General features: G+C 62.9%; 26 protein-coding genes. 12 read left to right on the forward strand and 14 right to left on the reverse strand.

The window, feature by feature from the left end; genetic code table 11:
* Positions 1 to 120: 120 nt before the first annotated feature.
* On the forward strand, positions 121 to 615 hold the full coding sequence (locus HY30_RS13005; RefSeq protein WP_034741244.1) for an Lrp/AsnC family transcriptional regulator: 495 nt from the start codon (positions 121 to 123) through the stop codon (positions 613 to 615).
* A 4-nt stretch (positions 616 to 619) separates the two neighbouring features.
* On the opposite strand, the gene HY30_RS13010 is transcribed toward HY30_RS13005, so the two are convergent.
* From HY30_RS13010 to HY30_RS13040, 7 genes are all read right to left on the reverse strand, one after another.
* Positions 620 to 1687: a DUF2332 domain-containing protein gene (locus HY30_RS13010; protein WP_051615458.1), complete on the reverse strand. Its 1068-nt coding sequence runs from the start codon at positions 1685 to 1687 to the stop codon at positions 620 to 622.
* On the reverse strand, positions 1684 to 2292 hold the full coding sequence (locus HY30_RS13015) for a hypothetical protein (RefSeq protein WP_034741247.1): 609 nt from the start codon (positions 2290 to 2292) through the stop codon (positions 1684 to 1686). The genes HY30_RS13010 and HY30_RS13015 overlap by 4 nt, the downstream gene beginning before the upstream one ends.
* A gap of 81 nt (positions 2293 to 2373) precedes the next feature.
* The gene (locus HY30_RS13020) at positions 2374 to 3555 is read right to left on the reverse strand and encodes a thiolase family protein (protein WP_034741250.1); all 1182 of its coding nucleotides are present in this window, start codon (positions 3553 to 3555) and stop codon (positions 2374 to 2376) included.
* A gap of 172 nt (positions 3556 to 3727) precedes the next feature.
* Positions 3728 to 4075 (reverse strand): hypothetical protein, encoded by a 348-nt coding sequence (locus tag HY30_RS13025; protein WP_034741253.1) that lies wholly within the window; start codon positions 4073 to 4075, stop codon positions 3728 to 3730.
* 86 nt (positions 4076 to 4161) lie between these two features.
* The gene (locus HY30_RS13030) at positions 4162 to 4728 is read right to left on the reverse strand and encodes a fatty acid desaturase CarF family protein (protein WP_034741256.1); all 567 of its coding nucleotides are present in this window, start codon (positions 4726 to 4728) and stop codon (positions 4162 to 4164) included.
* 96 nt (positions 4729 to 4824) lie between these two features.
* Positions 4825 to 5172 carry a VOC family protein gene (locus HY30_RS13035; protein ID WP_034741259.1) on the reverse strand — a complete coding sequence of 116 codons (348 nt, stop codon included), beginning with the start codon at positions 5170 to 5172 and terminating at the stop codon, positions 4825 to 4827.
* Between the two features lie 104 nt (positions 5173 to 5276).
* Positions 5277 to 5627 (reverse strand): hypothetical protein, encoded by a 351-nt coding sequence (locus HY30_RS13040; protein ID WP_034741262.1) that lies wholly within the window; start codon positions 5625 to 5627, stop codon positions 5277 to 5279.
* Between the two features lie 152 nt (positions 5628 to 5779).
* Here HY30_RS13040 and HY30_RS20035 point away from each other — a divergent pair, with 152 nt between their 5' ends.
* From HY30_RS20035 to HY30_RS13065, 6 genes are all read left to right on the forward strand, one after another.
* Positions 5780 to 5926 carry a hypothetical protein gene (locus tag HY30_RS20035; RefSeq protein WP_155839330.1) on the forward strand — a complete coding sequence of 49 codons (147 nt, stop codon included), beginning with the start codon at positions 5780 to 5782 and terminating at the stop codon, positions 5924 to 5926.
* Between the two features lie 84 nt (positions 5927 to 6010).
* Positions 6011 to 7096 carry an alpha/beta fold hydrolase gene (locus tag HY30_RS13045; protein WP_034741265.1) on the forward strand — a complete coding sequence of 362 codons (1086 nt, stop codon included), beginning with the start codon at positions 6011 to 6013 and terminating at the stop codon, positions 7094 to 7096.
* Positions 7097 to 7343: 247 nt separating this feature from the next.
* Positions 7344 to 8417 (forward strand): aspartyl protease family protein, encoded by a 1074-nt coding sequence (locus HY30_RS13050; RefSeq protein WP_162176948.1) that lies wholly within the window; start codon positions 7344 to 7346, stop codon positions 8415 to 8417.
* A 17-nt stretch (positions 8418 to 8434) separates the two neighbouring features.
* Positions 8435 to 8989 carry a DUF2975 domain-containing protein gene (locus HY30_RS13055; protein WP_034741271.1) on the forward strand — a complete coding sequence of 185 codons (555 nt, stop codon included), beginning with the start codon at positions 8435 to 8437 and terminating at the stop codon, positions 8987 to 8989.
* Positions 8990 to 9001: 12 nt separating this feature from the next.
* Entirely contained in the window at positions 9002 to 9229 is a 228-nt protein-coding gene (locus tag HY30_RS13060; RefSeq protein ID WP_034741587.1) for a helix-turn-helix domain-containing protein, read from the forward strand.
* Positions 9226 to 9627 (forward strand): globin, encoded by a 402-nt coding sequence (locus HY30_RS13065; protein ID WP_034741274.1) that lies wholly within the window; start codon positions 9226 to 9228, stop codon positions 9625 to 9627. Before HY30_RS13060 ends, HY30_RS13065 begins: the two co-directional genes overlap by 4 nt.
* A gap of 4 nt (positions 9628 to 9631) precedes the next feature.
* On the opposite strand, the gene HY30_RS13070 is transcribed toward HY30_RS13065, so the two are convergent.
* From HY30_RS13070 to HY30_RS13095, 6 genes are all read right to left on the reverse strand, one after another.
* Positions 9632 to 10219 (reverse strand): glutathione peroxidase, encoded by a 588-nt coding sequence (locus HY30_RS13070; protein ID WP_241765719.1) that lies wholly within the window; start codon positions 10217 to 10219, stop codon positions 9632 to 9634.
* 111 nt (positions 10220 to 10330) lie between these two features.
* Positions 10331 to 10702: a hypothetical protein gene (locus HY30_RS13075; RefSeq protein ID WP_155839331.1), complete on the reverse strand. Its 372-nt coding sequence runs from the start codon at positions 10700 to 10702 to the stop codon at positions 10331 to 10333.
* 151 nt (positions 10703 to 10853) lie between these two features.
* Positions 10854 to 13043, reverse strand: coding sequence for a M13 family metallopeptidase (locus HY30_RS13080; RefSeq protein ID WP_034741279.1), 2190 nt, complete (start codon positions 13041 to 13043; stop codon positions 10854 to 10856).
* 85 nt (positions 13044 to 13128) lie between these two features.
* Positions 13129 to 16350, reverse strand: coding sequence for an efflux RND transporter permease subunit (locus tag HY30_RS13085; protein ID WP_034741283.1), 3222 nt, complete (start codon positions 16348 to 16350; stop codon positions 13129 to 13131).
* Positions 16347 to 17612, reverse strand: a complete 1266-nt coding sequence (locus tag HY30_RS13090) for an efflux RND transporter periplasmic adaptor subunit (protein WP_034741286.1) — start codon at positions 17610 to 17612, stop codon at positions 16347 to 16349. Before HY30_RS13090 ends, HY30_RS13085 begins: the two co-directional genes overlap by 4 nt.
* A gap of 6 nt (positions 17613 to 17618) precedes the next feature.
* A complete protein-coding gene (locus HY30_RS13095) occupies positions 17619 to 19091 on the reverse strand; it encodes an efflux transporter outer membrane subunit (protein ID WP_034741289.1) in 1473 nt (490 codons plus the stop codon).
* Between the two features lie 236 nt (positions 19092 to 19327).
* On the opposite strand from HY30_RS13095, the gene HY30_RS13100 reads away from it, so the two are divergent.
* The 5 genes from HY30_RS13100 to HY30_RS19390 all read left to right on the forward strand — a co-directional run bounded on the left by HY30_RS13100 (position 19328) and on the right by HY30_RS19390 (position 25227).
* Positions 19328 to 20698 (forward strand): sensor histidine kinase, encoded by a 1371-nt coding sequence (locus tag HY30_RS13100; RefSeq protein ID WP_051615459.1) that lies wholly within the window; start codon positions 19328 to 19330, stop codon positions 20696 to 20698.
* 102 nt (positions 20699 to 20800) lie between these two features.
* Positions 20801 to 22243 (forward strand): hypothetical protein, encoded by a 1443-nt coding sequence (locus HY30_RS13105; RefSeq protein WP_162176949.1) that lies wholly within the window; start codon positions 20801 to 20803, stop codon positions 22241 to 22243.
* Positions 22244 to 22252: 9 nt separating this feature from the next.
* Positions 22253 to 22495: a hypothetical protein gene (locus HY30_RS13110; RefSeq protein WP_034741295.1), complete on the forward strand. Its 243-nt coding sequence runs from the start codon at positions 22253 to 22255 to the stop codon at positions 22493 to 22495.
* A gap of 245 nt (positions 22496 to 22740) precedes the next feature.
* On the forward strand, positions 22741 to 23757 hold the full coding sequence (locus HY30_RS13115) for a zinc transporter ZntB (protein ID WP_034741298.1): 1017 nt from the start codon (positions 22741 to 22743) through the stop codon (positions 23755 to 23757).
* A 9-nt stretch (positions 23758 to 23766) separates the two neighbouring features.
* Positions 23767 to 25227 (forward strand): mechanosensitive ion channel family protein, encoded by a 1461-nt coding sequence (locus tag HY30_RS19390; RefSeq protein ID WP_051615460.1) that lies wholly within the window; start codon positions 23767 to 23769, stop codon positions 25225 to 25227.
* Positions 25228 to 25268: 41 nt separating this feature from the next.
* Here the strand turns inward: HY30_RS19390 and HY30_RS13125 are convergent, their stop codons facing one another.
* Complete coding sequence (locus tag HY30_RS13125) at positions 25269 to 25802, reverse strand: GcrA family cell cycle regulator (protein WP_034741301.1); 534 nt, start codon at positions 25800 to 25802, stop codon at positions 25269 to 25271.
* Positions 25803 to 25881 lie beyond the last annotated feature (79 nt).

The raw sequence follows: 25881 nt of genomic DNA on the forward strand, positions 1-25881 counted from the left end.
CATCCCGAAATATCTGTTAGGTATATTATTGGGCAATTTTAGCGAAATTGCTTGCCTATCTTGCGTCATTCCTGTTAGTTAGGGGCATATTATGCCTCAAACACTGGAGTACGCAGCAAATTGGCCCAAGACCTAGACACGATCGACGCGCGCATCCTTGATATCATCCAACGCGACGCGAGCCTGTCAGTTGCAGAAATAGCTGATCGCGTTGGCCTTTCTTCTTCGCCCTGCTGGCGCCGCATCAAGCGCATGGAAGAGGCTGGTTTCATCACCGGACGCGTCACGCTGCTGGATAATTTCGCGCTGGGTCTCAATTTCGAAGTGATGGCGAGCGTCAAACTGGCGCTGCCGAGCCGGGAAAATCTCGAAGCTTTCGAATCCATCGTGCAGGACTGGTCCGAAGTGATCGAGTGCATGACGGTGACAGGCGCCGTCGATTACATGATTCATGTCGTGACCACCGACATGCACGCCTATGACAATTTCCTCCGTGACAAACTGCTGGGATCGGCGCTCGTGTCGGACGTGCAGTCGCGCATTGTTGTGCGCGTGTCGAAGCGCACGACGGCCCTGCCGCTGGGCCTGGTCAGCGACAAGCTGAAATCCTCCTGAGGCCTCAGGCCTCCAGCACTCTAACAGATGTCACATGTCCGTCGGATTGGTTGAGGAAGCGCGCCGCGCCGCCGGGCCATGTCTGCAACCGTGTGCGCATCATGCCGGAGGCGGGTTCTCCGCCGAATAAGGGTTCGGGTTCGAAGCAGAGCCAGGCGAGGGGCGCTGCGGGCGTGGCGGCGGCGCCGGCGGTTTCGATGAGGGCGCGGATACGCTCGCGGGTTTCCTGCGGCGGATAGATCAGGAAGACCGAGTGATAGATGACCGTCAGCCCGTCCGGGCGGCGTTGGCTGAGCTGTGTTTCCAGCCAGTCGGCGGCGTCGGCCTTGTCGACCCTGAGGCCGGTCTGGCGGGCAAGGGCAATGGCGCCATCGAGCCGGGCGAGGCGGGCCGGCTGGTCGGCCCAGACATAGGCTTTGAGCTGCAGGGCCTGCGCATCATCGGCAATGTCGAGCGGGTTCAGGTCGCAGGCCGCGCGGCTGCGGATGGTGGGAGAGGCGGCAAGGTAAGCGGGCGCGGGGCCGGTCCATTCTGTCGAGATGATTACGTCTGAGGGGCCGGGGCGCTGCCAGTTGGCTGTCCGATAGGCGTAATGGTCCCAGTTCTGGTTGAGGCCCGCACTGGCGCCAAGCTCGAGCAGGTCCATCGGCATGTCGTGGCGGGCGGCGAGATCGAGGAAACCTGGCAGGAGGGCGATGCAGCGGCGCGTCTCGTTGGTCTGCGGGGCAGAGGGCAGGAAGGCCCGAACCGTGTCGCCCTGGGTCGCCAGATAGTCTTCGACGACAGGCCAGACGCTAGCCATGGTCCAGCCGGGGTTTTCCGAAGGATAGATAGCGGTGAGGGCCGGGGCCGAGCCATTGAGGGCGGCATGGTGGAGGGCGCCCACAAGGCGGAGCCCCAGGGCATCCCTGCGGGGGTTCCCGGACCATTCCGAGACCAGTTCATGGGTCATCCCGGCGGCTTTGAAGTCCCTTGCAAGGGCAATCAGGAGCTGGGCCGTGAAGGGAGAGCCGAGATCGCGGCACCAGCCGGCCTGTTCGTGAAAATGGGCGACGATCCGGTCCGGCATCATGCGACCGCCGAGGCGTGGAGGGCGGGGCGGAAGCCATTGGCGAGGGCGGCGCAGGTGGTGGCGGGTGTCAGGCGCTGGGCGCTCGCGGGGAGGGGAGCCGGCGCGCCATAGCCGCTGAACGACCAGAAGCGGGCGGTGTTGCCCTGTTTGAGGAAAGCCGTGTCGCCGACGGCAAAGAAGGCGCCATCGGGGAGGCTGGCGGGCGAGACGGTTTCGCGGGGCGTCTCGCCCTTGAGGACGGACCGGACCTCGGCAGCGATGCGGGAGTCCATGTCACCGACGCGGACAGGGGCGGTGAGGCCCGTGGCATCGCGGAAGGCTTTGGCGGCGTCGCGGCGGCATTCGAAGCAGGGGCGGTGGCCCGCGGCGAGGGCAGTCGCCTCGTCGAGGAAGAAAAGCTCGGTATAGAGGCCGGGCTGCATGAGAGGGCGTTTGCGGCCCTTGAACTCAAGCTGGCAGATGATCCACTGGCGGCTCGCCCAGTGGCGCGGTTTCAGCGTCTGGTCCGGGCGGTGGAAACAGCCGCCGCGATTGCCCATGAAGGCGCCCCTGTCAGGCACGGCGTGGAGCTGGCCGAACGGGTCGACGCGGTTCTGCAGCGGCATTTGTTTCCCCCTGATACACAAAAGCCCGGGCTGTGCGATGGCACGGCCCGGGCTTCCAACTGGCTTTGAGGCCGGTGTGGACTAGTAGCGCTCGACAGCCATGGCGATGCCTTCGCCGCCGCCGATGCAGAGCGACGCCATGCCCTTCTTGGCGCCGCGATCTTCCATCGCTGCGAGCAGCGTGATGATGACGCGGGCACCGGAGGCGCCGATCGGGTGGCCCATGGCGCAGGCGCCGCCGTTCACGTTCAGCTTGTCATGGCTGATGCCGAGTTCCTTCATGGCGATCATCGGGACGACCGCGAAGGCTTCGTTGACTTCCCAGAGCTCGACATCGTCGATGGTCCAGCCAGCCTTGGCGAGGGCCTTCTTCATGGCAGGGACGGGCGCGGTGGTGAAATATTCCGGCTCGTGGGCGTGGCTGGAGGACGCGACGATCTTGGCGATCGGCTTCAGGCCGCGCTTCTTGGCTTCGGATTCGCGCATCAGCACCATGGCGGCCGCACCGTCAGAGATGGCCGAGGCGTTGGCCGCCGTGACCGTGCCGTCTTTCGAGAAGGCGGGCTTGAGGGTCGGGATCTTGTCCGGCATCGCGGTGCGGGGCAGTTCGTCCTGGTCGACGATCGTGTCGCCCTTGCGGCCTTTCACGGTGACCGGGGCGATCTCGCGCTTGAACTTGCCGTTCTTGGTGGCGTTCTGGGCGCGCGTCAGCGTTTCGAGGGCGTAGGCGTCCTGCTGCTCGCGGGTGAACTGGTATTCGTTGGCGATCTTGTCAGCGAAGAGGCCCATGGGGCCGTGGCTGTAGGCATCGGAGAGGCCATCGAGGGCCATGTGGTCCTCGGCGTTCATCGTGCCGTACTTGTGGCCCTTGCGGACGTTCAGCAGGTGGGGCGCATTGGTCATGGATTCCATGCCGCCGACGATGACGATGTCGGCATCGCCCGCCATGATGGCGTTGCGGCCCATGACGGTGGCCTGCATGCCGGAGCCGCACATCTTGTTGATCGTGGTGGCTTCGAGGCCCTTGTCTTCACCGGCCTTGAAGCCGGCCTGACGGGCAGGGGCCTGGCCCTGGCCAGCGGGAAGGCAGTTGCCCATGATGATTTCGTTCGCTTCGCCCGGCTTCAGCCCGGCTTCGGCAACAGCGGCCTTGACCGCGATGGCGCCGAGCTCGTTGGCGGAGAGGCTGGCGAGGTCGCCTAGCAGGCCGCCCATGGGGGTGCGGGCCATGCCGACGATGACGACGGGATCTTGTTCAGACATTCAGGGTTCCTTCCAGTACGCATTTTCTTGCAGTTGCGAACGTATAGGCGCCCTGACGCGGCGGTCGTCAAGACCGGGCGGGGGTCTGGCGGGGGGAAGGCCCAGCACAGGCGGCCGCAGCCTTCGGGGGAAGGCGCGGCCGAATAACGTGTATATACAACAAATTGAGACCTCAGGACGTGTCCGGACGGGCCGTTCCGGCGCGGGCAAATAAATTTTCGATGCACGGAAAAAGCCCGAAGGGTGCACGGACATAAGTGCATCCGGGCGCGGGCGGCGCGAGGGCCAGCCGGTCCAGCGCCGTGACGGCGGGGACGGGGCATTGCCAGGCGACGGGTTCACGCGGCGCATCGGCGATGTAGACGACGCGGAGGCGGCCCGTGGCGTAGCAGACATGCATCATCAGCTCGCGGCCATGGCGCATCTGCGCGCGCTTGATGAGCATCAGCTGCACCCACACGAACGGCCGCATCCAGATGGGAAAGCAGGCAAGAAGGGCAGAGATTTCAGCGCGGGTCATGGCGGCGATTATAGGCGCGCGGGCCGGGGGCGGGGAAAAGACGGGCGGGATGTGGTGTGCAGATTGGGGGAAGGGGGCGGAGAGGGCTAGACAGGCAGGCCGCGCCGCTTCCACCAATGGCGTTCTATGCCAAGCATTGAGAGGAGGCGTTCGAGGCGCGGCCACAACTGGATATATTCCACGACCGGGTTCACATGATCGGTGAGCAGGCAATAATGGGTGTCATTTTGCCCGCTATGGTGGTGCACATGATGGCGCTGCGACTGGACGAGACCGAGGCGCATCAGCGCCGTGATGAGCGGGCCATTCTGGCGGGGTGACTGGTGGGACCAGCGGTGCATCATGTTGGTGAGTGCACCGAACAGAAGGGCGCTGAGGGTGACCGGGCCCAGCCAGCCAATGAGCCAGAGCGTAAGCGTTGTCAGGGCCACGACGGTCCAGATGCCGCCATGACGCGCATGCCAGGACAGGCGCGCCAGTTCATGCGGATCATGATGATGATTGTGGCTGTAGACAATGTGGCGCGGCCCGAGCACGGGCCATTTGGGGTTGCCGTAATTATCGGCCAGCCAATGGACGAAGCCCGTGCCAAAATCGGCGAGCCAGAGCCCGATAAGGACCTGCAGACAGAGAAATAGAATATCCGTCGCCATCAGCCTCCCCCTCAGAGAGTCATGACACCTGAGGATGAAAATACGTTGGATGCAAGTTGAAGAAGTGTCGCAAGCCGGTGCGAAGGGCTGCCGCCTTCAACTGTCGACGACATTCACGAGATTCCCGGCGGGATCGCGAAAGTAGAAACGGCGAAGGCCCCAGGTTTCCTTGACGGGGCCGTAGACCACTTCGGCGCCGGCCGCGCGGACGGCGGCCTCTGTGGCGTCGAGATCGTCCACGCCGATGGAGATGACCGGGAGGTCCGTGCCGGAGCCGCCTTGAGACGCGGTATGCAGCTCGATCTTTTGCGTCATGTCTGTGGTCAGGAACGCGATCCACCCCATGTCGAAGGGGAGGTCAAGGTCGAAAACCTGTTTGTAGAATTGTGCCAGCGCCATGGGGTCCGGCGCCTTGAGATTGGCAATGATCCTTGTGACAGCCATCGGCGGCGCCTCGCGATATGAGAAGCGTCAAGGCTAGGCGGAAGGAGTCTTGGCCGCAACAGGCCCATGGCCTCCCCCGCGTTGCAGGGGAGGATGAGGGTGGCCTATTCGCTGGCTTGTGTTTCTGTTTCAGCTTCGGCGGCTTCGGTTTCGTCAGGGGCGACGAAGGCGCATTCCTTCTCGGCGGCGACTTCCTTCACGTCCTTGATGTAGGAGCGGGCGAAGGGAATGTTGGCGGGGTTCATCATCGAGCGCTTGGCGCCGGCGACTTCCTTTTCCAGCTCTTCACAGGACTGGCGCGAGAAGCGGGCCTTGTTGCCGCCACTGGCGAGCGCGCCGCTGGCGGCCGATCCGGCAAGCGCCGACCCGGCCGCGCCAACGGCGGTGGTGCAGCCTGAAACAGCGGTGAGCAGGCCGAGTGCGGCGACGGTGGGGACAAGGAATTTGATGGTCATTTTGGGGGCCCTTTGGCAGTTGAAATATCTGCCCTGTATGGGTGGCCCCCGGACATGCGTCTTGCCCCTCAGGGGTGACGCGGCGCATTTTTTCCGGCGTAACACAATCGGCAATCACGTGGATTTTTTTACAGGAGCGCGCCCTGCGCAGTATGTTTTTGCAGGCCTCGTCGCCCTCGACACTGTCGACGCGGACGTTCGGCGCAGGGGCTGCTGCCGCGCAGGTTCGCGACAAGTACCGCACGGCCCATTGCGAGATGGCCGGCAGCAATGCCAGCGCGGCGGTGTGCCGGAATTGAGCTGGGGGGCGGCCACCTGTTGCCATCGCGGGCGGGCGGGTTACCTTTGGTCGCTGATCGCAGCAGATAAAAGGGAAACCCGTCATGCGGATACTAGGCGCGCTTACGCTGATTGCAGCCATGTTCAGCGCGGGGCAGGCGGGGGCTGAGGACTGGCAGGCGCGGGCTAAGAAGCATTCGGCCGAGCTGGCGGATTTCAGCTTCGGCACGGGCGAGACGCTGCCTGCGATCACCATGACTTATTATACGCTTGGCACGCCGCAGCGGGATGCGGACGGGCATATCGTGAATGCGGTAATGCTGTTGCACGGGACGGGGGGCAGCGGGCTGTCGCTACTGCGGCCCTCGTTCGGGGATGAATTGTTCGGGCCGGGCCAGCCGCTGGACCTTGCGCGCTATTACATCGTCTCGCCCGACAATCTGGGCCATGGCGACAGCTCCAAGCCGAGCGACGGGCTGCGCGCGGCGTTCCCGCGCTATGATTATGACGACATGGTCGAGGCCGAGTACCGGATGCTGACCGAGGGCATGGATGTGCAGGGTCTGGAGATGATCGTCGGCACGTCGATGGGCTGCATGCAGGGCTTTGTATGGGGCGAGGAACATCCGGGCTTTGCGCGCCGGCTGGTGCCGCTGGCCTGCAACGTGATCGAGATTGCCGGGCGCAACCGCATGTTCCGCCAGATGATCATTGACGGCTTCGAGCAGGACTCGGCCTATGCGGGCGGGGACTATGCCGAGGCGGCCGACCTGAAGCGGGGCGTGGCCATCTGGGCCAATGCGCTGATCCTGGCCGGATCGAACCCCTACCGGATGCAGGCCGAGGCGCCGACGCGGGAGGCGGCGGTGGACCAGCTGCACAATACGCTGGAGCGGTATAGCGCCCATCCGGCAGACCCGAACGACACGATCTACCAGTTCGACGCGTCGCGGAATTACAATCCGGCGCCGCGCCTGTCAGAGATCACGGTGCCGGTGCTGTGGATCAATTCGGCCGATGATTTCATCAACCCGCCGGGCCTCGGCGACCCGGAAGCCAAGGCGGCCGAAATGCCGAATGCGCGCTTCGTGCTGGTGCCCGCGAGCGAGGAGACACGCGGCCATGGCACGCACACCTGGCCGGTCTTCTGGAAGGATGAGCTGGCGCAATTCCTGGCGGACAATCCTTAGCGGATCTCTGCACGGCTGGCTTGGGCCCACGAAACGCCTCTTTACATTAAAAAATTAAAGTATTACTTTCATTTTTCAATGTGAGGCGATGATGAAGAATTCTCATGTTTTTGCCGCGCTCATGGGCGTGTCCTGTTTGGGCTGCAGCAGCGCGCTTGCCCAAGACTCCGGAATGGGAGCGGTCCTGTCAAAGCCGCCAGGCATAGAGAGAGACAGGCAGGTCATCGAAGTGCCGATGGACGTCAGAATGGGAAAACTATTCATCGACGCGACCGTTGAGAGCGAAACGAGAGCGTTCATTTTCGACACAGGCTCTCCAACAATTCTGACAACGGATTTGGCAAAGGCCCTGAACCTCGAGATCATGGGCCAGAATACCGGGAGAGATGCCAACGGGCGCGAAGTCACGATGGATGTCGCTGTCGTCGAGACGCTCGCCATCGGGGGACTCACATTTCACAACGTGCCCGTTTTGATTTTTGACCCGCATCAATTGGAGCTTGGCGCATGTATCCTTGATGGCGGAGTTATCGGCTCAGAGATCCTGCCGGGCAGCGTCTGGACCATGGACACGGAACAAGGGCGCCTCACCGTTTCGGCCCCCGGCGCCGCAACAGATTCAAGGGAAGCTTCGCTGACGGCCCGCTTGCATGATTTCGGTTATCCTCACACGCCTGTTGTCGACTATTCGGTCGGGGACGTCCGCGACAAAGCCATCTTCGACACGGGCAGTGCTGATGAAGTTGTCCTTTTTGAAGGCGTGGCAGACAGCAAGAAAGTGCGCCGGAGCATCGCTGCCGGAACAGTCGTGAAAGGCCGTGGGTCAGATGGCGTTTCTGCCGGAGGACCGGGCGACATTCGGGACCTCCACCGGTTCACGCTGCCCGAGTTCCATCTTGGCAAGGACAGTATCGGGCCGGTGCGGGCCACAACCCGCGAGACGGCGCCGACGCTGATTGGCGCTGCCATCCTCGACCGTTACGCAGTGACACTCGACTATGCAGCAGGCCAATTCATCCTGACGGATCGCGCCAGCCCCATGCCCCGGGCTCCTGAACCGGGCTATAGTGTTTCGGTTGTCAACGGCGCCGTCACCGTAACGCGGCTATATGAGGGAACCCTGGCCGAGCAAGCCGGGCTGAGGCTTGGCGATCAGGTCACCTCCATCAATGGCCACGCGTTCAGGGATCTCGATACCGGGCCGGTTTGCGAAGAGGCCCTTTGGCTTGCCGATACATTTGATCGCACGGCCAGGGCGGAACTTGTCGTGGAGCGCGCGGGCGGGCCGGAAACCATCAGAATACCTAAAATGGTCCATTGAATGAGGATGCATGACCTATGACCTCTTATTCTATCGACGATGCGCGCCCTGCTCCATCGAGACTGGCCGGAATCCTCGCGGTCGTTACGTTGATCGCCGCAATCGTGCAGCCTGTATTCACCACACTTGTCTGGCTGTTCTGGGACGCATTTGCCGGTCCTGCCTCCGACAATTTTCAAGGGTCGTTTGACCTGACAACGCTCGGCATGGGCGGGCGCCTCGCGGGCTTTTGCGTGTCGCTTGCCGGAACGCTTGCCGGTGCATATGGACTATTGGGCCTTCGCCAGACATTCCTGGAAGCGCGTGATCGACGTGCATTTTCCGCAAAGTCACTTCAAGGCTTCCGGCGTTTCGCCTGGGTGAGCCTCTTTCTCGCATTCTATGGCATAATTCAGCATGCTGCACTCTTTGCGATATTCTCCATTTCGGACCCGTCCCAGCCGGCAGGCATCTCCGTGCGACTGGGAACGCCGGAACTCAAGGCCATTTTTTCGGCCCTTCTTCTAGTCTTCGTTGCAGGTGTCTTTGCCGAAGCGAAGCGGATCAAGGATGAAAATGACAGCTTTCTTTAGATGGCCTCCGGAATGAAAATTGTCGTCAATCTGGATGTCATGCTCGCAAAGCGAAAAATGCGCTTGAAAGAGCTTGCCGCAGCTATCGGTTTGACTGAGCAGGCCTTGTCGATGATCAAGACGGGCAAGGTCAAAGGGGTTCGTTTCGAAACTCTGGTCAAAATATGTGATGTCCTTGATTGCCAGCCTGGCGACCTGATGGAATTTGTCCGGGAAGACCGCGGGGGAGGTGCCACATGATCAACGCTGCCATCATCACGTCGACGCTGGAGACCGTGTCGGAGCGGTGCGGGGATCCGAAGGGGCGGATCTTTGCGCGGCTCTATGCGCTGGACGCGAAGTTCGAGCCGCTGTTCGTGATGGATACCGACGGCGGCGTGCGCGGCAGCATGCTGGAGACGAGCCTCAATTGCATGATCGGCGTGGCCGAGGGGAAGAGCGAGACGCCGCGCCTGCTGATCGAGGCGGCGCGGATGATCCATGACGGGTACGGACTGACGCCTGCGGAGGTGGACCTGATGTTCGTGGCCATGCGCGATGTATTCCGCGAAATCATGGCGGATGACTGGACAGCGGACGTGGATGCGGAATGGACCGCGCTGCTGGACGAGCTGGCAACGATTGGCGCAGCGGCCTGAGGCGCTAGCCCTTGAGGGCGGCTTCGATGTCGGCGACGAGTTCGGCGTCGGCGGGCTTGGTGGCCGAGGGATAGGCCTTGATCGGCGTGCCGGAGGCATCGGTCAGCACCTTGTGGAAGTTCCACTTGGGCTGGGCCGCGTCCCCGAGCGTTTCGACAGCGTGGACATAGAAGGGATGTTCCTCGGCGCCGGTGACCTTGTATTTCTTCGTCAGCGGGAAGGTGACGCCGTAATTGATCTGGCAGAAGGTTTTGACCTCGGCTTCGGTGCCGGGCTCCTGTCCGCCGAAATCGTTCGATGGGACGCCGACGATGACGAGGCCCTTGTCCTTGTAGGCCTCATAAAGTTCTTCGAGGCCGGCATATTGGGACGTGTAGCCGCATTTGGAGGCCGTGTTGACGACGAGGACGGCCTTGGCGCCGAGGCTGGCGAGGTCGAGCGGCTTGCCGTCGATGGAGGTGAATTCGGTGGCAGTCATGGCGGGCTCCATCTGGTGGGCGGAATGATCCTGGGCGGCCATGGGCTCGGCCGAGGCGGCAGAGACGAGCAGGGCGGCAAGGGCGAGGGGCAGGGCGGTACGCAAGGCGGACATGGGCGGCTCCTTCAGGCTGTCCCCATACAAGTAGACGGACTGCAGGCGGCGTCACCCCTGCGGGCGAACATTTTTTCGTGTTCGGGCGGAAACGGCGCCGATCGGATCAGGTCAGAGCAGTTCGAGGCCGACTTCGGAATTGTGCTGCCAGACGACACGGGCCGGGCCGGAGACGCCGACGGCGCCAGCCTTGACGATGACGCGGGGCGGCAGGACCTCGTTCGTGGGGAAGCGCAGGCGCACGCCGGTCTTGCTGTAGTCGAGCACGATGCAGCGGAGCGAATAGCCGGATTCAAAGACGACCGAGGCTTCCCGGTAGGCGGTGCCGCGCAGGGCGCGCGGGGTGGCGTGCTTTGAGGACACGGCCTGAGCGATCCGGTCGCTGGTGGGAGCGGCCTGTGGGGCAACGGCCTGCGCAATACGGCTGCTGGGAACAGCGTTTGCGGATTTTTTCTGGCCGAACTTCCGGGGCCCCATTGCCATTATGTGTACTCACTCACTCATTTATTCATTCCGGCCCAAATTGAACCGTTTGAATGATTTATGAGCAAGTATTACGCCAAGCTCCTAACAGAGCGCAAAAAAGCGGCGCCAAAGGCGCCGCTTTCTGTTGTATCAACAGCAGGTAGAATGGTTACCAGATGTGGATGCGCTGTTCCGGGGGCAGGTAGAGCGCGTCGCCCGGCTGCACATCAAACGCATCGTACCATGCATCGAAATTGCGGACGATGCCGTTGACCCGGTACTCTGGCGGGGAGTGCGGATCGGTCAGCATCTGGCGGCGCATGGCCTCTTCGCGGTTCTTCGAGCGCCAGACCTGGGCATAGGCCATGAAGAAGCGCTGGTCGCCGGTGAGGCCGTCAATCACCTTGTCTTCCTTGCCGTTCAGGCTGAGATGGTAGGCCTTGTAGGCCATCGAGAGGCCGCCAAGGTCGCCAATGTTCTCGCCGAGCGTCAGGGCGCCGTTGACGCAGGTTGCGCCGTCATCATAGGGGCAAAACGCATTGTACTGGGCGACAAGGGCCTGGGTCTTGGCCTTGAAATTGGCCTCGTCCTCGGCCGTCCACCAGTTGCGCAGGAGGCCGGTACCGTCCGACTTGGCGCCCTGGTCGTCAAAACCATGGCCCATTTCGTGGCCGATCACGGCGCCGATGGCGCCATAGTTCACGGCCGGATCAGCGGAAAGGTTGAAGAAAGGCGGCTGCAGGATGGCGGCCGGGAAGACGATTTCGTTGCGGTTCGGTGAGTAATAGGCGTTCACCGTCTGGGGCAGCATGCCCCATTCCGTCTTGTCGATCGGCTTGCCGAGATCGGAGATCATGTCCTGGTACTGCCATTCGGCGACGGCCATGTGGTTGGCGAAGGCGTCTTCGCTGACAACAAGGCTGTCATAGGTCTCGAACTTTTCCGGATAGCCGATTTTGGGCGTGAACTGTGTCAGCTTGGTTTCGGCTTCGGCCTTGGTCTCGGGACCCATCCAGTCGATGCCTTCGAGATTCTGGGAGAGGGCCGTGCGCAGGTTCGCGACGAGCTTGTCCATCGCGGCCTTGTTCTCGGCGGGGAAGTAGCGCTCGGCATAGATCTTGCCGACGGCTTCACCGACCGAGTTCTCGACCGTATCGACAGCGCGCTTCCAGCGCTCGCGCTGTTCCTCGAGACCGTTCAGTGTCTTGCCGTAGAAATCGAACACGGTGGTGTCGATATCGGCTGGCAGGACATCCGATGTGTCGATCAGGAGGTGGGCGGCAAGATAGGCCTTCCACTGATCAAGCGGCGCATCTTCCATGACCTTGAACAGGCCGGCGATGCCGCCGCCGGACACTTTGGCGAGCTGGTCGCCCTCAAGGCCGTTGTCCTTGATCTCTTCGGCGGTCGGCGTGACCTGACGGACGACGAACTCTTTCTGGTCGCCAAGACCGAGCCCGTCAATCATCGTGGCGGCGGGGAACTTGCCGGCCAGTTTGATGAGGTCTTCTTTCGACATCTTGTTATAGGTGAGGTTGCGGTTGCGGCCCGCAGCGCGGTCCCAATGCGCCTTTGCCAGCTCGGTCTCGAGCGCGATCACCTTGTCGGCGGCCGCATCGGCATCTTCATAGCCTGCGCGCGCCAGCAGGGTAGAGAGCATGGCCTTGTACGCGGCGAGCAGTTCCTTGTTGCGGTCATTGTCGACGAGGTAATAGTCGCGATCACCCATGCCGAGACCGGCCTGCGTGACGTAGAAGATGTACTGGTCGGTCTGCTTGGAATCGACATCGACCCAGCCGGCGACAGGTGTGGTGAAGCCATTGGCGGCAAAGGCCTTGGCCAGGTCTTCACGGCTTGAGATGGCCTTGATGCGCTCAAGGTAGGGCTCCGCCGGGACGAGGCCTTTGGCCTCGATGGCGTCAGTGTTCATGTAGGCGTTATAGATGGTCGCGACCTTGCCTTCGAGCGTCGACGGGTCCGGCTTCGCGGCGGCGAGTTCCTCGATGATCTTGCGCACGCGCTGCTCGGATTTTTCGCCGAGCAGGGTGAAGGAGCCATAGCGGGTCTTGTCGGCAGGGATGACGAAACTGTCGAGCCACTTGCCGTTGACATATGCGAAGAAGTCATTGCCCGGCTTCACGTCGGATTTCACGTTGTCGAGATTGACGCCCCATTTGCCCCAGGTGTCTGGCACGGTCAGCTCAAGGCCTTCGGCGGTTTCATACTTGCCATCGGCATTGGCGACGGGAGCGGCAGCAGGCGCTTCGGCGGCCACGGGCTCGGCAGGTGCCTTGTCCTTGGCCTGGCCACAGGCGGTAAGGAGCGCGATAGCGGCTGCGCCCAGCATCAGATGTTTCATGAAGTCTTCTCCAGATTGATCGGATGCGTCCACAGCCCGCGTCACAAAAGAGCGGGGAGGGGCGCAGCCGGGTTAAATCACGCCATTACTCGGCGGGGGCAAGGGGCCCAACTGTATCATCACGGCTGGTGCCAATGAGTTCGTCCTCGTCAATGGTCACTTCGCCGGAATAGGTATCGCCGATCTGCCGGAAGGGTTTGCCGCCCCATGTCCAGCGGAAGATGCGGCCGATTTCGACGCCTACGGCATAAAGGGCCGGCACCATCAGCAGCGAGACGAAGAGGGCAAAGGCCACCGCGCAGGCGAGCGACACGATCATCGGCTTCAGGAACTGCGCCTGCGTCGAGCGCACGGCGAGCAGCGGCAGAATGCCGACAAAGGTGGTGACGGAGGTGAGCAGGATCGGGCGGAAGCGGGAGACGCCTGCGTCGACAAGCGACTGGATCGCGCCAGCGCCTTCGTCACGCCGCCTGTTCACGTAATCGATCAGCACAAGGTTGTCGTTGATGACGACGCCTGCGGCCGCGGCGATGCCGAAGAAGGCGAACATGGCCATCGGCGTATTGAACAGGGCAAGGCCGAAGATCGCACCGCAATAGGCAAAGGGCAGGGCCATCATCAGCAGGACGGGCTGCGAATATGACCGGAAGGCGACCGCCAGCAGGATATACATGGCGCCGATGGCCATGACGACGAGCCGGCCGATCTCATTGAAGAATTTCTGCTCTTCCTCGAAGCCGCCCGCCTCGCCGCGCTGGACGTCCGGGAAGCGTTTCTGGAACTCGGGCCAGAAATTCTTTTCCATGTCGGCCATGATGCGGCTGCGTTCGCCTTCGCCCTTGACCTCGGCATAGACGGCGACCGAGCGGGTACGGTTGCGCCGGACGATGCGGTTGATGCCGGGGGCGTATTCAAAGTCGGCGACCTGGGTGACCGGGATCTCGCGGCCGTCGGCTGTGCGGACCTTGAGATTGTTGAGGCTGTCGAGATTGGAGCGCGCGCTTTCCGGAAGGCGGACCATGACGCGCACGTCCTCGCCGTCACGCGGGAGGCGCTGGACCTCTTCGCCGAAATAGGCCTGGCGCAATTGCTGGGAGACGCTGGCAAGCGTGACACCGAGCGTTTCGGCGCCGGGCTTCAGCGTGATGCGGATCTCCTCGGCGGAGGAGGAGAGGTTGTCGCCGATGTCATAGGCGCTGGAATAGGTGGCGAGGTGGCCCTTCACGTCGGCTGCGGCTGCGCGCAGGCGGGCAAGGTCCGGATGGTTGAGGGCGAAGCGCACGCCGCTGTCATCATCGTTGAAGGTGAACTCGAAGCCGACTTCCTGGGCGTCCTGGATCGGACCGACATCGTCGCGCAGCCGTTCCGAGATTTCCCGTGAACGGAGCGTGACCGGGCGGTCTTCGGGTGCGGCGAGGCCGACCCATGCCCGCACGAAAGCGCCGGAGGCGACGACGGAGGCCTGCGTGATCAGACCGCCTTCGATGTCGGGATATTCCTTGCCGGTTTCTTCGGTGAGGGTGTCAATGCCGACCTGGAGCTGGTCGCGGACCTGAAGCAGGCGCTCATAGGGCGTGCCTTCCGGCATCTCGATATTGACCTGGATGAGGTCGGCTTCGATTTCCGGCATGAACTGGAAGGGCACGATGCCGGTCATCTGCATCTGGAAGGCGAGGGCGAAGAGACAGAAGAAGAAGGCGACGGTGGCATAGCGGAAGCGCAGGGCCAGTTCGAGCACGGGCTTGTAGAGATGGTTGGCGAACCAGAGCAGGCTGTCGGCGATGCGGCGCTGGAGCTTGAGGAAGCCGCCGGCGGGGCCGTCGAACTGCTGCTTCTTCATGTGCGCGAGGTGGCTCGGCAGGATCAGCATGCACTCGATCACGGAGAAGACGAGGGCCGCGACCACGACGAAGGTGATCTGCTGGGTGAACATGCGCGTCGGACCCGAGATGAAGGCCCAGGGCAGGAAGGCGATCACGGTGGTCAGCACGCCAAAGATGACGGGCTTGAGCACGAGCTGTGTGCCGACAATGGCGGCATCGAGGCCTTCACGCCTCCCGCTCTCGACTTCCCTGTGTATGTTCTCGCCGACCACGATTGCATCGTCCACGATGACGCCGATCACGAGCAGCACGGCAAAGGTGGAGAGGATGTTCCACGAGACGCCAAAATAGGGCAGCAGCATAATGCCACCGGCAAAGGCGGTGAAGATGCCCACGGTCACCCAGAGCGCCACGACAGGGCGCAGGAAGAGGATCAGCACGAGCATCACCAGCACGGCGCCGGAGAGGGCCGACTGGGTGATCAGGTCCATGCGGGCCTTGAACTCGACCGAGTTGTCCCAGAGCGTGTCGATGCGCACGGCTTCGGGCAGGATGCCGTTCTTGTGCTCGTTGGCTTCCTCGGCGAACTTCTTGAAGCCGTCGGTATATTTGACGATGTCCATCTTGTCGGGCGAGGAGATCATCACGAAGGCGGTCGGTTCATTGTCGAACGTGGCCTTCAGCTTGTCGCTGACGAAGCCGTCGATGACCTGGGCGATGTCGGAGACATAGACCGTGCCCTCTTCGGTCGTCTGGCGGACGATGATCTTGTCGAACTGGTCAGCCGTGTCGGCCAGCTGGCGCGCGGTGATGTTGACGTCGCCGATGGAGGACTCGATGCGCCCGCCGGACGAGTTCAGCGAGGACTGGCGGATGGCGTTGGCGACATCGGAGAAGCTGAGTCCGAAGCGGCGCAGGGCCTCTTCGGAGACTTCAATGCTGACCTGTTCATCCAGCGTGCCCTGAAGCTGGGCCAGCTCGCCGCCGGGCAGCTTGGCGAACTCGTCGCGGACCTTGTCGGCCACCCGTTTCAGCGTGCGGCTGTCGACATTGCCGTGTATGGCAAAGCCCATGTACTGGTCGCGCTGTTCCCAGCGCTGGATCTGCGGCTGGAAGGCGGCCTGCGGCAGGTTGTTGATCTGGTTGACCCGGCGTTCCACGTCCTTGAGGAAGACGTCCATGTCGACATCGTCGCGGCCCTTGATGTTGACCACGCCGGAGCCTTCGCTGGCAATCGAGGTGATACGGTCAAGCCCGTTGAGGTCGGCAACAGCCTCCTCGATACGGGTGACGATCTGGTCTTCGATGTCCTGCGGGGAAGCGCCGTTCCACGCGACGATGACCGACGCGCCGGTGACGTTCACGACCGGGAACATTTCCTGTTCCATCCGCGAGTAGCCGAATATGCCCCCGGCAAAGGCGACGATCATCAGGAGGTTGGCGGCGACCGCATTGCGGGCGAACCAGGAGACAATACCGTTCATTGCGGAGTTCCCTCTGCTCCCTGGGTGGCCGTCGTGGCAGCCGCCGTTGCGGCCCCGCCATCTTCTTCAGGTTCGAAAACCTTGACCGAGCCGTCTTCAAGACGCTGCATCACGGTGATGCTCATGCCGTCGAAGGCTGCCTGGACCGGGCTGACAATGGCCAGTTCGCCTTCCTCGACACCGGAGCGCACATAGGCGCCTTCCGGATCGGAAAAGACCAGGTCGACCGTGCGGATCGAGAGCTTGCCGTGCTTGGCATCGCCGATGAACAGCTGGTCCTCGCCGCGCAGGGCGCCGCGCGGGGCGATCAGCACGTCGGGAATGGTGGCGCCTTCGATGGTGGCATTGACGAAGAGGCCGGGCGCCATGGGCGCGTCGCCATCGGCCCCTGCGCCATAGGGATCCTTCAGTTCGGCAATCACGTTGATCTGGCGCGTCATCGAGTTGACGGCGGCAGCGGTGCGCACGACTTCGCCGATCCATGTGCGGGGCTGGCCGGCGACATTGGCGGTGAAGGTCACTTTCGGGCCGGGCTGCTCTTTCGTCGCGGCAAAGGCGAGCGGCAGGCCGAGGCGGCCCATCTCGCCGTCGTCGAGCGGCAGGGAGACTTCGACCACGTCATTGGCGAAAATGCGGCCGAGCGTCGATCCGGCGGCGGCCACCTGGCCGATATCGACATTGCGTTCGCGCACGCGGCCGTCGAAGGGCGCGTAGACGGCGGTGCGGTCGAGCGCGAGTTCGGCATCTTTCAGCTGGGCTTTGGCGCCATCGAGCGCGGCGCGGGCCTGGGCCAGCTGGGGTTCGCGGCGGGCCAGTGGCGAGGCGTTCTCGAGACCGAGATCCTTGATGTCCTGCTGGGCGAGTTCCGCTTCGGCGATCTCGCGGGCGAGGGCCTGTTCGGCGCTGGCAACGCCGGAGCGCGCGCTGACGACGCCGAGTTCATAATCGGCCGCTTCGACGCGGACGAGGAGCTGGCCCTTCTTGATGAAGCCGCCATCGATAAAGTCCGGCGAGACATAGGCGACACGACCGGTGATCTGCGGCGAGACGACGATCTCGCGGCGCGGACGCACTTCGCCCTGGGCCTCGACGGTCAGGTGCAGGTCACCGCGGCGCACAGGCTCGGCGAACACATTGAGACCGGCGCGGGCCTCGTCAGCCTTTTCGGGCTCCGGCTTGATGGCGTGCAGCAGGATGCTGCCGCCGACGCCGACGACAACAATGATGCCCAGGGGGGCGAGAATGGAAACAAGGCGGCCCATGAAAGATTAGCTCCTGCCGCTTCTTGCGGCGTCCGTGTCAGAATTGCTTTTAGCAGATTGCGTAGAGGCGGTCCCGGTCGGGAGGCCGCCGCCAAGGGCGAGATGATAGGAAATGCGGTTGGTCGCACGGCTGGCGCGGGCCGTCACGAGCTGGCTTTCAGCTGTCAGGCGGCGTGTCTGCGCGTCGATCAGGTTGAAGATGGTGATCGTGCCGCTGGTGTACTGGCGTTCGGCCAGGTCCTCGGCGAGGCGGGCCTCTTCGAGGGCGCGGGCCTGCGCGTCTTCCTGGCTGGCCAGGAATGTGTCGGCCGCGAGGGCGTTTTCGACTTCGCGCCAGGCGTCGAGCGCAGTGGACGCATAATTGGCGACGGCGGCTTCGGCCTGGGCCACGGCCGCGTCGCGCTGGGCATCAAGCTGGCCACCCGTGAAGAGGGGCTGGACCAGACTGGCGATCAGGTTGGCGGCGATGCGCTCCGGATCGAAGGCATCAGCGAAGTCGGTCGTATTGGTGCCGGCTGATGCGGTGAGGCGCAGCGAGGGCAGCATGGCGAGGCGGGCCTGTTCGGCGCGCAGGCCAGCGGCGGTGACGCGGGCTTCGGCGCCGGCAATGTCCGGACGGCGCGACAGGAGGAGGGCCGGGTTGCCCTCAGGCATGATGGCTTCGAGCGTCGGGATTTCAGCGGGCGCCTGAAGTTCCGCATTGGGATAACGACCGACAAGGGTTTCGAGGCGGCGGGCCGCTTCGCCGGTGAACTGGCGCTGGGCAGCCATCGAGGCTTCGGCCTGGGCAAGCGTGCTGCGCGCGGTGCGCACGTCGAGCGCGTCGGCGAGGCCGCGCTGGAAGCGGCGTTCGGTCAGCGTGCGGACGCGGTCGCGCGCTTCGACGGTCTGGGCAGCGACGCGTTCCTGCGCGAGGGCGGCGTTCAGGTTGATCCAGGCAATCGAGGTTTGCGCAGCGAGGGAAAGCTCGGCCGCGTCATAGTCGGCCTGGGAGGCGGCAAGGTCTGCCTCGGCGGCGCCGATGCCGGAACCGAGCCGGTTCCAGAGGTCGAGTTCCCAGCTGGCATCGAGACCGACGCCATAAACGCCGTCCGTGCTGCGGTCCGTCGTGCCACCGAACGTGGTCGAGGTGGAATTGACGCCGGCGGAGACAGAGCCGCTGATGCTCGGACGGCGCTGGGAGCGCGCGATCCGGGTGGCGGCTTCGGACGCGCGCACGAGGGCGGCGCGGGATTCCAGGGTCGGGCTGTTGGTGAGGGCTTCGTTGACGAGGCCGACCATCAACGGGTCGTTGAACTGGCTGAGCCAGTCACCCTGGGGGGCGACACCTGCGACACCGCGTGCAGCCCATTCGGCCGGCGCATCGACGGTTTCGGCAAAAAATTCCACGGGTTGGCCCGCAAGGCGACCAACTGACGTCGGAGAAGAGGCGCATGCTGCAACAATTGCCGTGCTGATAAGAAGAATAGACCGTTTCATGCCGTTCGAGGAGCTCCCAACTCGTTGCCCTACCCGATAGTGCGGGCCTAGTCGACTGTCAACGATAAATTATCGAATTTCAATAATTGTTGCGCAGGTGTCATAAAGGAGTGTCGCTGCTATCATCCGCTGCCGGGGGCTTGGCATATTTGCAGGGCCGCTGTAGCGGCAAGTGAAGGCGGTGCGATGAGGACGGACAGGGTGTCCGGGCCATTCGTATCCGCCCGGGAGACAGGATGAGCAAGTCCGATCCATCTCTTGGCCAACAGGGGCCACGCGCCGGCCTGAGCCGCCGGGCGCGGGACTTTTTCATCCTCGGCTTCTGCTTTTGCAGCGTCCTGTTCCTGCTGGCGGCGACGGGGGAGCTGGACTTCATCGTCGCGTTTGCAGCCATGGCCGTGCTGGCATCGGTGGCCTTTGCCTATTTTGTCGGATCGGCGGCCTTCCTGCCGGTGCGCAGCACGGCGCGCACGCAGGCACCGGCGACTGTCACGCGCCGGCTGGATTCAGTGCAGCTGCTGCGCGCGCTGCCGCTGCCGGCCTTCGAAGTGGATGGCGACAAGCGGATCGTGGCGTTCAATGAACACGCTGACCTGATCCTGCGGCTCGACGGACGGGTCAATCCGCGCGCCAGCACGGTCATCCGCTCGCCGGCGCTGCTCTCGGCCATTGACCGGATCGGACGCGGCGAGGGGGACGAGTCCCTCTCGGTGGAAGTCGACAGCGGGCCGGACGAGACCTGGCGCGCCCATGTTTCGCGGCCCACTGGCGCCGAGCAGACACTGGTCGTGCTGGAAGACCTGACGCCGGTGCACCGGGCGGCGCGGGCGCGTTCGGATTTCCTCGCCAATGCGAGCCATGAATTGCGCACGCCGCTGACGGCCCTCTCGGGTTTTATCGAAACCATGCGCGGACCGGCCAAGGACGATACGGGCTCGTGGCCGCGCTTCCTTGACATCATGGCCGGGGAGTCCGAGCGGATGAGCCGGCTGATCGCCGATCTTCTGTCGCTGTCGCGGATCGAGTTTTCCGAACATATTTCGCCGAGCGAGCATGAGGATTTCACCAAGATCGTGCTGGATGCGACCGAGGCGCTGCAGCCGATTGCGAGCGAGCGGTCCGTCACGCTGGAACTGGTGGGCGCAGAGGGCGCGCTGCCGGTGATCGCGCACCGCGACGAGATCATGCAGGTGGTGGAAAACCTGCTGACGAATGCGCTGAAATATACGCCAGCGGGCGGCAAGGTGACCGTGTTTTACGGCAATACTCCCAGCATGGTCGAAGCGCGCGCCAAGGCCGGACATGGCTGGCGCGAAGGCGAGCGGATGACGCTGCTGCCGGCGGCGGGCCGTCCGGGCAAGCCGGATCCTTCAGTCTGGCTGCGTATCGAGGACCAGGGGCCGGGCATCGAGCGCGAACACCTGCCGCGCCTAGGCGAGCGCTTCTATCGCGCCGACCAGAGCCGGGGCGGCAAGATTACCGGCACGGGGCTGGGCCTCGCCATCGTCAAGCATATCATGGCGCACCATCGCGGCGGCCTCGCCGTGGAGACCCGCCTCGGCAAGGGCAGCGCCTTCGGCATCTGGCTGCCCGCCGCGCGGATCTAGCCGGGTCAGACCGTACCAAGACGTCTGCGTGTTTACTATTCTATCATTGGGTGTATTATAAAATTATCTAATTAAAAGGATGGCGTTGGGGGGTGTTTTGTCGTGTGGATATCGAAACTTGTGATGCTCGGTTGCGCGGTTTATCTGACAGCCTGCGCGAACCTAAATACAATTGAACGCACAACCCGCCTTCCGGACGGAGCCAAGGCAGTTCACCTTGATATCCAGCAACGTGTACTGATTATGAATGAACTCGGGCGGTATTGCGCTGAGCCGAGCCCTGATGGCCTTGCCGCCTATGCCGCTGCACTGGGCGTAAGCGCGAGCAATCCGGCATCCTCTGCCTTGTCGGCGGCAGGATCAGGTGGAAGCGCTGCGGCGAGTATAGGACTCCGTACACAGTCGATTACGTTGATGCGGGATGCCATGTTCCGGGTCTGTGAGGCTTATGCAAACCAGGCCATTGGGGAAGCACACTATGCCACTATGCTCGACCGCAGCCAGAACCTGACCGCCGTGATCCTCGCCGTCGAACAATTGACGGGCCCGATGTCAGCGAGCCAAGCAGCACTGACAACGACGACAGATGCGACGGCATCAGCGTCGCTTGTTGCTATCGGTCGCCAGCTTGAGCTGGCGATGAAGCAAGTCGAGTTGGCCAACACGCGGCTTGAGGAAGCGACGGCGCGGCAGACAAAGGTGAATCAGGAGCTTGAAATCGCAAATGCAGAGCGGGAGGCCAGGCAAGATGCGCGGGACAACGCTGACAAGGCTGCCACTACAGCGCAAATCGCAAAGCTGGACCGCGACCTTAAGGCGGCAACCGATCGCAGCGATGCCCTGCAACGCGAGAGCGAATCCCTAGAAAAGACTGTCGAATTGCGTAAGGAGTTTCTGGCCTCCGCGCAGCAGTCTAAGGAGATAATCGAACAGAAGCAGGAAACGGCCTTTGCGTCTGCAGCGGCAGGAACATCAAGCGGTAGCAAATTCAATGCGCCTGCCGATGCATCCAAGCTGTCGGAAAGTGCGAGCATTGCGATAGCTGGGGCCGTCAAGGAGATGGTCGTTGCGGTGCTCGACAAAGACTATCTGATGGAGAGCTGCATTTCTGTCCTCACCATGGGGGGAGAAAGTGCGCCAGCGGGGGCCAATATTGCTGCTGTTGCAGCGGCGGCGAAGCGCCAAGAAGACAATGATAACTTCCGTAGCCAGTGCATCAAATTGATTAAGGTCCAGACAGAGCTCAAAATCGCAGAGGACAAACTTGCGGCTACAAAAGCCGCGGTGCAGACTTCCGAAATTCTCAGCAGACCCGCCCTCGACCCGGTCCTGGATTGCGTCAGTGACGATGGGGTGGGTGTTGATGACAAGAGGCTGCAAGCCATTGTGGATTTGACCAGCGCGGGCAAGATCAGCGCGAATGTCAAAGCAAGCCTGAAGGGGAGGACAGCCGCGAGCCTGCGCGGATTTCTATCTCAACGTCCGGATGTCCTCAATGCGATGGTCGATGTGATCTTGAAAGATAATTCGGTGTGCAGCAATTAGGGTGATCCAATGACCGACGTTACAATCGAGATGTGCAAGAGCCGGGCCGATGCAGAAGAGCGCAAGGAACAGATCAAGGCAATGGCGCCGGGTATCGGGTTTTCCAGCAGAATCATCGAGGATGTAGTCACGCTGGCAGTTTTCCAGACGCCGACTGCGGCACCTGGCGGTGTAATCACAAAACTTGCCGACACGACGGCGGCAGCGTTGAATGTGGCGGCTGCCGCAATCCTCATCATCTGGACCGAGTAGATTCAGAAGTCCGGCGGCAAAGCCTGGCCGGGGGCACTGGCGGTCCGGAGCGACCGCTAGTTGAGGCATCTGATGTTGCAAAGCAGATCTCGAGAGATGCCGTAGGGGCCGGTGTCATGTCGGCTGAATGTCCGGATCAGAGGCAGTGCCCCAGTCATCCGCCATGCGAGCAAGCCGTGTGTTTGCTTGGAGGGGCGTGTTAGGGTTTAGTCTCTGAACGTGGACAGGAAACTGCAGGCAGCTTAATGGCAAAACGGACCGAAAAGGGCACGACGCAGACTGAGGCGGGTCCCTTGATGGTGTTCGGGTGCGTGCTGGACGGTGCGGGGGGATGCCGGACCATTGGCTGGGATGCGGTGCAGGACTGGCAGCCGGCCAATGAGCAGGAAGTGTTGTGGCTGCATCTCGACCGGACAGCCGAGGGCGCGGCCGAGTGGATGCACAGGGCGCTGCCGGCCTCTGAAGCGACGATCGAGGTGCTGCTGTCGAACGAGACGCGCCCGCGTGTGTTCCGTGAAGGGGAGGGGCTTGTCTGCGTGCTGCGCGGGGTGAACTTCAACCCGGGCGACGAGCCGGAAGACATGATTGCCATGCAGGTCTGGGCCGAGCGGTCGCGCGTCGTGACGCTGCGGCGGCGCCGGCTGCAGACACCGCGCGATGTGCTGGCGCACCTTGAGGAGCGCGGCGACGGGCCGAAGACGGCGGGCGACCTTGTGATGGCGCTGTCAAAGGAGCTGATCGGCAAGATCAACCTGGCCATCACCGACATGAACGAGCGGATCGACGAGCTGGAAGCCGATGCAGCAGACACAAAGACCGACGAGATGCTGGACGAGATTGGCGGCATCCGGCGGACCTGCCTCGCGTTCAAGCGCTATATCTCGCCCCAGTTCGACGCGCTGCTGGCACTGAAGCAGGACCCGCCGGACTGGATGTCGCCGGAGAATCGATTGACGGTGCGCGAGATGCTGGACCGGCTGAGCCGCTACCTTGAAGACCTTGACGTTTCCAAGGAGAGCGCGCTGGTGCTGCAGGACGATCTCAACAACCGGGCCGCTGCCGAGATGAACCGGACCATGTTCGTGTTCTCGATCATCGCGGCGATCTTCCTGCCGCTCGGTTTCGTAACGGGGCTGCTCGGCATCAATGTCGGCGGCATGCCGGGCGTGAATTCGAGCGGGGCGTTCTGGATCACGGTCGTGATCCTTGCGATCATTGTCGGTATCGAGTTCATGCTATTCAAGCTGATGAAATGGTTATGAGGCGGCCCCATGAATCCTGACGATATCGAAATCGATACCGAGGCCGTTGCCGAGCAGGTGGGCACGCTGTGGGGCCAGCTGCAGGTCTGGTTCGATGACTTCCTCGATCAGGCGCTCTCGGAAGCGACCCTGTGGCAGGCAGGTGTCGTGGTTCTGGCCGTTGTGCTGGCCTGGCTGATCGCGCGCATTCCCTACAAGCGACTGGTGGAATTCGTCGAGGAGCGCGGCAAGCCGGATGCCATCGGGCGGCTGTTCCGGTCGATTGCCAGCGTGATGTGGCCGCTGTTCACCGTGATCCTCGTATGGGCTGCGATTGCGGGCTTCGTCGTGGCGGACCTGAACCGGGACGGTTTGCGCATCGTGGCGAGCCTGCTCATGGCCTGGATCATCATCCGGCTGCTCACGGCCAACATGAAAAAGAGCTTCCTGTCGCGCACGATTGCGATTGTCGCATGGACGGTGGCGGCGCTTTATATCCTGCGCTGGCTGGGACCGACGGTTTCGGCGCTGAACGATTTCCAGATCCCGATCGGCAAGGGGTCGATCTCGGCCTGGCGGATCCTGACCAGTTTGGCGATTGCCATCGTCGCGCTCTGGGTGGGACGCGTGGCCGGTGCCACGGCGCAGACGCGGCTGCGGTCGACCAGCAAGCTGAACCCGTCCATGGCGGGCCTGCTGGGGCAGGTGGCCAACATCCTGCTGATGGTGATCGCGATTGCGATTGCGCTGCAGACCGTGGGTGTGAACCTGAGCGCGCTGACCATCTTCTCCGGTGCCCTCGGCGTCGGCATCGGTTTCGGCCTTCAGTCGATCTTCTCGAACTTCATATCGGGCGTGATCATCCTGATCGAGAAATCGGTCAAAGTGGGTGACTTCATCGAGCTGCAGTCGGGCGTCACCGGCCTCGTCAACGAAATCAATATCCGCTCCACGGTCGTCACCACCAATGACAATGTCGATATCCTTGTGCCCAACGAGGAGTTCATCAAGGCGCAGGTGATCAACTGGACCCTGCGCGAGGCGCGCCGGCGCACGCATATCAAGTTTGGCGTGGCCTATGGCAGCGACAAGAACCTGGTGCGCAAGGCGGGCATGGAAGCGGCCGCCGAAGTGCAGTGGACGCTGGAGAACATGGGCCCGCGCATGCCGCAGGTCTGGCTGACCGGGTTTGGCGACAGCAGCCTGGATTTCGAGCTGGTCGTGTGGCTGACTGAGGAAGCGGTGAAGAAGCCGGCCAAGGTGACGGCCGACTATAACTGGGCGATCCATTCGGCGCTCGAACGGCACGGCATCGAGATTCCGTTCCCGCAGCAGGACCTGCACTTCCGGGGCAGCGACGTGTTGCGCGTGCAGATCACGCCGGAAGGCACGGCCGAGGCGGAAGCGGCGGCTGCTGCCAAGGCAGCGGAGGACGAAGCGGCCGAAGCGGAGGCCGCAAAAGCGGACACTAAGAAAGCCCCCGAAGAATAACTCCGGGGGCTTTCCTGTTTGTCGCGTTTTGCCGACCCGTGTCAGCCAGCTATGCGACGCACATAATCATACTGGCTTTTCTTGGTGTCGCGCTTGCGGGCGGGCTGGAAGGCCACTTTCGCATGCTCGGTGCAATACGGGCCGCAGTCTGATTTGCGTCCACAGAAGGCGAATTTGGGATCGGCCGGGTCGCCGATTGGCCATTTGCACATGGAATCCCGCAGCGTGAGGATGGTGGCAGCGCCGCCATCGGCCAGACGCATCGGGGGCAAGGGAGCGCTCATCGCCGTGCGCTCGACAGCCGGCTTGGCCTCTTCGGCGGCGGGCGCGGTGACGGCCGGCGTTGGCGTCGTGACCGTTCCGTCCGGCATGAGCCTTGGCTTCGGCCGGGCCAGGCGCGGGGGACGTTTCACCGGGCGTGAAGGTGTCGCGCGGCCGGACAGGCCCAGGCGATGCACCTTGCCGATCACGGCATTGCGCGTGACGCCGCCCAGCTGTTTCGCAATCTGGGAGGCCGAATGGCCCTCTGCCCAGAGTTTCTTGAGCACATTTACGCGTTCATCGGTCCAAGACATGGATTGAGGTCTCCCAGCTCCAGGATGCGGGCCCGATACGCGGTCCCGTCAGCCCCTATATGTTGTGATAGCAGTTACG

Origin of the sequence: Hyphomonas chukchiensis (genome assembly GCF_000682695.1) — a bacterium.
GTDB lineage: Bacteria > Pseudomonadota > Alphaproteobacteria > Caulobacterales > Hyphomonadaceae > Hyphomonas > Hyphomonas chukchiensis.